Source organism: Paenarthrobacter sp. NPDC092416 (assembly GCF_044755025.1).
Taxonomy (GTDB): Bacteria; Actinomycetota; Actinomycetes; order Actinomycetales; family Micrococcaceae; genus Arthrobacter.
The window spans coordinates 69,086-75,683 of sequence record NZ_JBIVQG010000017.1; the positions used below are offsets into that span (position 1 = coordinate 69,086).

8 protein-coding genes are annotated in these 6,598 nt (G+C 62.5%); 6 read left to right on the plus strand and 2 right to left on the minus strand.

The genetic code is table 11. From position 1 onward, the window contains the following. The 6 genes from ACIQC5_RS21905 (at position 1) to ACIQC5_RS21930 (ending at position 4,857) form a co-directional block, all read left to right on the plus strand. A complete protein-coding gene (locus ACIQC5_RS21905) occupies positions 1 to 624 on the plus strand; it encodes a superoxide dismutase (RefSeq protein ID WP_400287204.1) in 624 nt (207 codons plus the stop codon). Between the two features lie 270 nt (positions 625 to 894). Next, complete coding sequence (gene gap / locus ACIQC5_RS21910) at positions 895 to 1,905, plus strand: type I glyceraldehyde-3-phosphate dehydrogenase (protein WP_400287205.1); 1,011 nt, start codon at positions 895 to 897, stop codon at positions 1,903 to 1,905. Between the two features lie 9 nt (positions 1,906 to 1,914). Further along, complete coding sequence (locus tag ACIQC5_RS21915; protein ID WP_400287206.1) at positions 1,915 to 3,141, plus strand: phosphoglycerate kinase; 1,227 nt, start codon at positions 1,915 to 1,917, stop codon at positions 3,139 to 3,141. 76 nt (positions 3,142 to 3,217) lie between these two features. Continuing rightward, the gene (gene tpiA / locus ACIQC5_RS21920; protein ID WP_400287207.1) at positions 3,218 to 4,033 is read left to right on the plus strand and encodes a triose-phosphate isomerase; all 816 of its coding nucleotides are present in this window, start codon (positions 3,218 to 3,220) and stop codon (positions 4,031 to 4,033) included. Between the two features lie 36 nt (positions 4,034 to 4,069). After that, entirely contained in the window at positions 4,070 to 4,327 is a 258-nt protein-coding gene (gene secG, locus ACIQC5_RS21925; protein ID WP_400287208.1) for a preprotein translocase subunit SecG, read from the plus strand. Between the two features lie 134 nt (positions 4,328 to 4,461). Next, entirely contained in the window at positions 4,462 to 4,857 is a 396-nt protein-coding gene (locus tag ACIQC5_RS21930; RefSeq protein ID WP_400287209.1) for an RNA polymerase-binding protein RbpA, read from the plus strand. Here the strand turns inward: ACIQC5_RS21930 and pgl are convergent. Next, positions 4,810 to 5,628 (minus strand): 6-phosphogluconolactonase, encoded by an 819-nt coding sequence (gene pgl / locus ACIQC5_RS21935; protein ID WP_400287210.1) that lies wholly within the window; start codon positions 5,626 to 5,628, stop codon positions 4,810 to 4,812. The two genes, ACIQC5_RS21930 and pgl, sit on opposite strands and share 48 nt — an antisense overlap. Beyond that, positions 5,618 to 6,559, minus strand: a complete 942-nt coding sequence (locus ACIQC5_RS21940; protein ID WP_400287211.1) for a glucose-6-phosphate dehydrogenase assembly protein OpcA — start codon at positions 6,557 to 6,559, stop codon at positions 5,618 to 5,620. Before ACIQC5_RS21940 ends, pgl begins: the two co-directional genes overlap by 11 nt. Between the last annotated feature and the right edge of the window lie 39 nt (positions 6,560 to 6,598).

Here is a 6,598-nt window from a genome sequence, read left to right on the forward strand (position 1 = left end):
GTGACAGAGTACGTTCTGCCCGAGCTCGGCTACGACTATGCAGCACTTGAGCCGCACATTTCGGCGAAGATCATGGAGCTGCACCACAGCAAGCACCACGCTGCCTATGTGGCAGGCGCCAACAACGCGCTCGCGCAGCTCGCCGAAGCACGTGAGAAGGGCGACTTCGCCAACATCAACCGCCTCTCGAAGGACCTCGCGTTCCACACCGGCGGCCACATCAACCACTCCGTGTTCTGGAACAACATCTCCCCGGACGGCGGCGACAAGCCCGAGGGCGAGCTCGCAGCTGCCATCGACGACGCTTTCGGTTCGTTCGATGCTTTCCGCGCACAGTTCAGCGCTGCTGCCCTTGGCCTCCAGGGTTCCGGCTGGGCCTTCCTTGCCTACGAGCCCATCGGCGGCAACCTGCTGATTGAACAGCTCTACGATCAGCAGGGCAACGTCGCAGTTGGCACCACCCCGCTGCTGATGCTGGACATGTGGGAGCACGCCTTCTACCTGGACTACGTCAACGTCAAGGCTGACTACGTCAAGGCGTTCTGGAACATCGCCAACTGGGCCGACGTCGCCAAGCGCTTCGAAGCAGCCCGCGCCAACGCCACAGGCCTCATCGTCCTGTAGCTGGTGAGCCCCAATTCACCCGGATGTAACAAAAGTCACTTTTCGAGCGAATTGGGACCAAATGCTGGAAAGCCTGCCTCCGCAGTTGCGGGGGCAGGCTTAGTTAAACGTAAGATGGATCACGGAAGGCGGTTAGCCTTCAGCAACGTGGCTGGTCGCCCTCCGATCTGATAATCACCTCTGCCCAATGACGTGCGGGGTCTGTTAGTTGGAACTCTAGATCCGACTCACTAGGCGTGCTTGCAAGAGCACCAAGGAGATTGACACATAGTGACCACCCGTATTGGTATCAACGGCTTCGGCCGCATCGGCCGTAACTACTTCCGCGCAGCACTGGCTCAGGGCGCAGACCTTGAGATCGTCGCAGTCAACGACCTCACCAGCCCTGAGACCCTCGCCCACCTCCTGAAGTACGACTCCGTCGGCGGCCGTCTGACCCAGTCCGTGGAGGTCGTTGATGGCAACCTGGTAGTCGATGGCAAGTCCATCACCGTCCTTGCCGAGCGCGATCCCGCAAACCTCCCCTGGGGCGAACTGGGCGTTGACATCGTTATCGAGTCCACCGGTTTCTTCACCAAGGCCGCAGCAGCGCAGAAGCACATCGATGCCGGCGCCAAGAAGGTCCTCATCTCGGCACCCGCCAGCGACGAAGACATCACCATCGTTATGGGCGTGAACCACGAGCTCTACGACCCCGCTGCACACAACATCATTTCCAACGCATCCTGCACCACCAACTGCCTCGGCCCGCTGGCCAAGGTTGTCAACGATGCTTTCGGTATCGAACGCGGTCTGATGACCACGATTCACGCCTACACGGCTGACCAGAACCTGCAGGACGGCCCGCACGGCGACCTCCGCCGCGCACGCGCCGCAGCCATCAACATGGTTCCCACCTCCACCGGTGCAGCCAAGGCCATCGGCCTGGTCCTCCCGGAACTCAAGGGCAAGCTGGATGGCTACGCCATCCGCGTTCCCGTCCCCACGGGCTCTGCCACGGACCTCACGGTCACCGTTTCGCGCGAAGTCACGGTTGAGGAAGTCAATGCCGCTCTCAAGGCTGCATCCGAGAGCGAGCAGTTCGCAGGGATCCTCACCTACACGGACGCCCCCATCGTGTCCTCGGACATCGTGGGCGACCCGGCCTCGTCCATCTTCGATTCCGGCCTCACCAAGGTCATTGGCAACCAGGTCAAGGTTGTTTCCTGGTATGACAACGAATGGGGCTACTCCAACCGCCTCGTTGACCTCACGGAGCTCGTCGCATCCAAGCTGGGCTAGGGTAGACACATGACATCTCACACCCTCAACGAACTCATCGCTGAAGGTGTCCGCGGGCGGTACATTCTGGTCAGAAGTGACCTGAATGTGCCGCTCGACGGCTCTGCAGTGACCGACGACGGCCGCATCAAGGCCTCCCTCCCGGTCCTTAAGAAGCTCTCGGACGCCGGTGCCCGTGTGCTCGTAACAGCCCACCTCGGACGCCCCAAGGGCGCCCCCGAGGACAAGTACTCCCTGAAGCCCGCAGCGGCCCGCCTCGCGGAACTGGCCGACTTCAAGGTGGAACTCGCCGCAGATACTGTTGGAGACTCCGCAAAGAAGCTCGCAGCAGCCCTGCAGGACGGCGAGGTCCTCGTCCTGGAGAACGTCCGCTTCGACGCCCGCGAGACCAGCAAGGACGACGCCGATCGCGGCGCCTTCGCTGACGAACTCGTGGCCCTGACGGGCGTCAACGGCGCCTTTGTGGACGATGCTTTCGGCGCTGTGCACCGCAAACACGCCAGTGTTTACGACGTCGCCACGCGACTCCCGTCGTACCTCGGTGACCTCGTGCACACTGAGGTCGAGGTTCTCCGGAAGCTCACCACGGACACCCAGCGTCCCTACGTTGTGGTCCTTGGCGGATCCAAGGTCTCCGACAAGCTCGCGGTCATCGACAACCTCCTGGGCAAGGCAGACACCATCCTCGTGGGTGGCGGCATGCTGTTCACGTTCCTGGCTGCAGATGGCCACAAGGTTGCAGGCAGCCTTCTTGAGGAAGACCAGATCCCCGTGGTCCAGGACTACCTCAAGCGTGCTGCCGATGCCGGTACGTCGTTCGTGATCCCCACGGACGTGGTTGTTGCCAGCCGCTTCGCAGCGGATGCCGATCATGAAGTGGTCAATGCGGATGCCATTGAGGACAGCGCTTTTGGTGCCTCCGGCATCGGTCTGGACATCGGACCCGAGTCTGCAGCTGCTTTCGCAGAGCAGATCGCGGGAGCCAAGACCGTCTTCTGGAACGGCCCCATGGGTGTCTTCGAGTTCGAGGCCTTCTCTGGTGGTACTCGTGCAATCGCACAGGCACTGACACAGACCGGCGCCTTTACCGTGGTAGGCGGTGGCGACTCTGCCGCAGCCGTGCGGACCCTCGGCTTCGAGGACTCCCAGTTCGGCCACATTTCCACCGGCGGCGGCGCCAGCTTGGAATACCTTGAAGGCAAGGAACTTCCCGGCCTGAGCGTTCTGGATCGCTAAAGCCAAACCGGCCGGCAGGACGCCTCGTGCGTCCTGCCGGCTGTTCACTATTTCAACGCATTCTTTTGGAGTTCATGTGACTACCTCTGCCAACGGCAACTTCGTCCGCAAGCCCTTCATCGCTGGTAACTGGAAGATGAACATGGACCACGTCCAGGGCATCACCTTGCTACAGAAGCTCGCGTGGACGCTTTCCGATGCAAAGCACGATTACAGCCGCGCTGAGGTTGCTGTGTTCCCTCCGTTCACGGATCTGCGTGGCGTACAGACCCTCGTCCAGGGTGATGATCTTGAGATCGTTTACGGCGGCCAGGACCTCTCGCAGTTCGACTCCGGCGCCTACACCGGCGATATCTCCGGTCAGTTCCTGAACAAGCTTGGTTGCGCATACGTCTTGGTGGGGCACAGTGAACGCCGCACCATCCATAACGAGTCTGACGATGTGCTGAACGCCAAGGTCAAAGCCGGCTTCCGCCACGAGGTGACTCCCGTCCTCTGCGTTGGCGAAGGACTCGAGATCCGCCAAGCAGGCACCCACGTGGAGCACACGCTGGCGCAACTGCGTGCCGGTGTCGCGGGCCTCACTGCAGAGCAGGCTGCCGAACTTGTCGTCGCTTACGAGCCCGTATGGGCAATCGGTACCGGGGAAGTCGCCGGTCCGGAAGACGCGCAGGAAATGTGCGCCGCCATCCGTGCCGAGCTCACGGAACTGTTCGACGAAGCTGTTGCCGGCAAGACACGCCTTCTCTATGGAGGCTCGGTCAAGGCCAACAATGCGGCTGCGATCATGTCGGAAACCGACGTCGACGGATTGCTTGTGGGTGGCGCCAGCCTTGACCCCGCGGAGTTTGCTAACATTGTCAGGTTCGAGAGCCACCTCGTTACGGACTAGTCCGGCTCCCGCTTTCCACTCCTTCGAAAGGCCGTCGTGGACGTTCTTCAAGTTATTCTGCAGATTCTGCTGGGTGTTACCAGCCTTCTGCTGACGCTGCTCATTCTTCTTCACAAAGGCCGCGGCGGCGGCCTGTCCGACATGTTCGGTGGAGGAATGAGCTCGGGATTGAGCTCGTCCGGTGTCGCTGAGCGCAACCTGAATCGCTTCACCATCATTCTTGGCGTCACGTGGGGTGTAGTTATCATCGCTCTGGGCCTCATCATGCGCTTTGCGTCGGGTGGCGATTCCTAAGCCTCCGAACTGGCGCCGGACGGTTGGCAGCAAACACTACTGCCGCCGTCGGGCCCCTCGCATTAGACTGGCCATGTTGGCCGCAAGGCCTTTGGGCCGTGACGGCCAACCGCCGAGTCGCTAGGGGTTCGAAAATGGTTCATGGCACATCTGGTTACCGAGGTACCCGAGTGGGTGTGACCATTGGGTCTACTCCGAAGAATCAAAGCGACCACGGCGACGGAGAACAACTGCCGCGTATTCGTGTCCCCTATTGGTGCGCCAAGGGACACGAAACGCGGCTTGTTTTCATTAAGCTGCCGGATGAGCAGATTCCCAAGAACTGGGACTGCCCCAAGTGTGGACTAACGGCGTCCCGTGACCCCGGCCACGCGGATGCGACCCGTCCTGAGGACGAAATCTTCAAGTCGCACCTCGATTACGTTAAAGAGCGACGCTCCAGCCAGGACGCGGAAATCGTCCTGGCTGGAGCGTTGGAGCGTCTACGCGCCCGCGGGGTCCTTCCGGACCAACTGATGCGGGACACGTGATGCTGCGTTCTCGTCGATAAGCCACAGGGTCCTCGAACGGCCTGCAGGTCCGGCCGCAGGCACCTGCACGGGGTTGGCGCCTGCAAGGGCCAGACCTACAGCGCCTGCCTTGTCCTCACCTGCAACGACCATCCAGACTTCCTGTGCCGTGTTGATCGCCGGCAGAGTGAGGGACACCCGCGACGCCGGAGGCTTGGGGGAGTTTTCGACACCCACCACGGTGCGGTCCTTCTCACGGATGCCGGCCTGCTCCGGGAAGAGTGAGGCTACGTGTGCGTCCGGGCCAACACCAAGCAGGAGCACGTCGAAGCGCGGTAGATCACCCGGTTCCTCGGTGCGGTCGTCCGACATGTCCGCCGAGTGCTCAGCCTGGGCAGCTTCCTTGAGCCTGGCTGCGTAGTCCGCAGCTGCCTCGTCTGCGGTAGCGAACTCGTCCGACGAGCCGGGCTCGTGGACGCGGGCCGGATCCACCGGCAGGTGGGCAAGCAGTGCCTGCCGCGCCTGAACGGTATTCCGATCCTCGCTGTCAGCGGCGACGAAACGCTCGTCACCCCACCAGAAATTCACCCGGGACCAGTCGACGGCGCCAGCTGCTGCCGAGTCCGCCACCGCCCTCAGGGTTCCGATGCCGACGGTGCCGCCGGTGAGAACCACGGTCGCTTCGCCGTGTTTGTCCTGGACGTCCACGAGTTTGGTGATCAGGCGGGCCGCGATGGCCGCCATCAGTACCTTGGAGTCGGGGTGGATGCTTACTCTGGGGTCAGCGTGCACTTGTCTGGACTCTCCTCTGACTGGTTAGTGGCAGTCCCATCGTAATCACTTCTCCGAAGACTTCGTCGGGGTCGAGCCGGCGGAGTTCTTCGGCGAGGCAGTCTTTGAGGCTGCGCCGGGGGAGTGTGATCCGTTGCGCAGGCTGACCTGGCTGTGTCAGCTCAGCTACTGACAAGCCCGGCCGGAAGAGCTGGACGTCGCCACTTGCCCTCGTGAGCCGGACACGTCGGATGCCTGTGCCCGCAGGGTCCGCCACGATCGTCACGGGGGCCTGCAGGGCCAGGCTCAGCCACCCTGCCAGCAGCAACGTGCTGGGGGAGTCCGAGGCACCTTCGACGGCAACCGCTGAGACAGGGTCTCCGTCGACTTGGTCGAACACTGCGGCGAGTTGCATGCGCCAGTTGGTCAGGCGGGTCCAGGCGAGGTCGGTGTCGCCGGCTTTGTAGGTGGCGCGGATGTTCTCGAGTGCTTTCGCGGGGTCGGGCTCGTTGGCCGAATCCGTGATCCGGCGGTGCGCGATCCTTCCGATCGAGGTCTCGCATGCGCTTTCCGGGGCGCCGTGCGGCCACCAGGCAACGATCGGTGCGTCCGGGAGCAACAGTCCGGCCACGAGCGATTCGCTTTCGTGGGCCATGTGCCCGAAGCCGCGCAGCACGATCACCTCGGACGCTCCGGCGTCACCACCGACACGGATCTGCGCGTCCAGACGGTCCGGTGCCTGTTCACCGGCATCGGCCAGGACAATGATCCGGCACGGGTGTTCGCGGCTGGCTTCGTTGGCTGCCTCGATGGCGTCTTCTTCCTGCCCGGACTTGGTCACCACCACCAGGGTCAACACACGGCCCAGGGCGATCACCCCGCCTTGTTCGCGCAGGGCCATGATCTTCTTGGAGATCTTGGAGGTAGTGGTATCGGGAAGATCTACGATCATGGCCTTCTCCAGGTTCGTCCGTCCCGGGCCAGGAGCTCA

What these genes read in the sequence shown, in the direction of transcription:
- ACIQC5_RS21940 (WP_400287211.1), bottom strand. Translation starts at nt 6,559, where the DNA reads ATGATCGTAGATCTTCCCGATACCACTACCTCCAAGATCTCCAAGAAG.
- ACIQC5_RS21930 (WP_400287209.1), top strand. Translation starts at nt 4,462, where the DNA reads ATGGTTCATGGCACATCTGGTTACCGAGGTACCCGAGTGGGTGTGACC.
- ACIQC5_RS21915 (WP_400287206.1), top strand. Translation starts at nt 1,915, where the DNA reads ATGACATCTCACACCCTCAACGAACTCATCGCTGAAGGTGTCCGCGGG.